This is a genomic window from Neisseria sp. P0021.S007 (genome assembly GCF_051956855.1).
In genome coordinates this window covers 1-674 of sequence record NZ_JBQCXA010000567.1, presented here as the reverse complement: position 1 = coordinate 674, position 674 = coordinate 1, and the positions used below count along the sequence as shown (strand labels likewise).

At 51.2% G+C, this 674-nt stretch carries 1 protein-coding gene; it reads right to left on the bottom strand.

Annotated features, from left to right (window positions below):
- Positions 1 to 674: 3'-5' exonuclease (locus ACTHUR_RS14665; protein ID WP_440399320.1), on the bottom strand; the 674-nt coding region annotated here is incomplete at both ends.

The window sequence follows — 674 nt, the reverse complement described above, 5'->3', positions numbered from 1 at the left end:
TTGCAAAGGCTCGTGTTGTTCGTCGGTTGACTTGGTATGCCGGCTCAAACCGGTAAAGCTGGTGTGGCGGATAAAGTCAAAATCGCGGCGTTTGATGCTATGTGCGCTAAAAGCTTGGTCTTGCTGGCGGCTGTATTGGTAGACGGTTTCCGGCGGGGCTTCTTCCGTGAATGCAAACTCCGTATTTTCAGGCGTGTTTGTGATAAAGCGTTGCCAGTTGGTTTTGAGCATTTCCACAACGTCTGTCGCGCTTTTATAGCTTTGGCTGACGCTTTCGCGGCCGGCATCCGGCAAACCTTCGAGCAGATAGGCAAAAGGATTGTTTGGCGTACAGTTTTTGTTGGCGGCGGCGTAGATATTGAGCTGTTCTTCGGCGCGGGTAAGGGCGACATAAAGTAGGCGTAAATCTTCGGCCGTCTTTTCGTCGGCAAGGTGGCTTAGTTCTGCTTCTGAGGTTTGCGATTTGGCCAGCAGCTCGGTTTCGTGGTTGTCAGTATGCAGGATTTTCCAGTTTTCTTTGGAATTGTCTTTGGTATCCCATGCGAAGGGGCAGTAAACCAAAGGATATTGCAAACCTTTCGACGCGTGCATGGTAACGATTTTGACCAGTTTTTCGTCGCTTTCAAGACGGATGGTTTGCGCGTCTGATGGGAAATGGCCGCTGCGCGCACGGC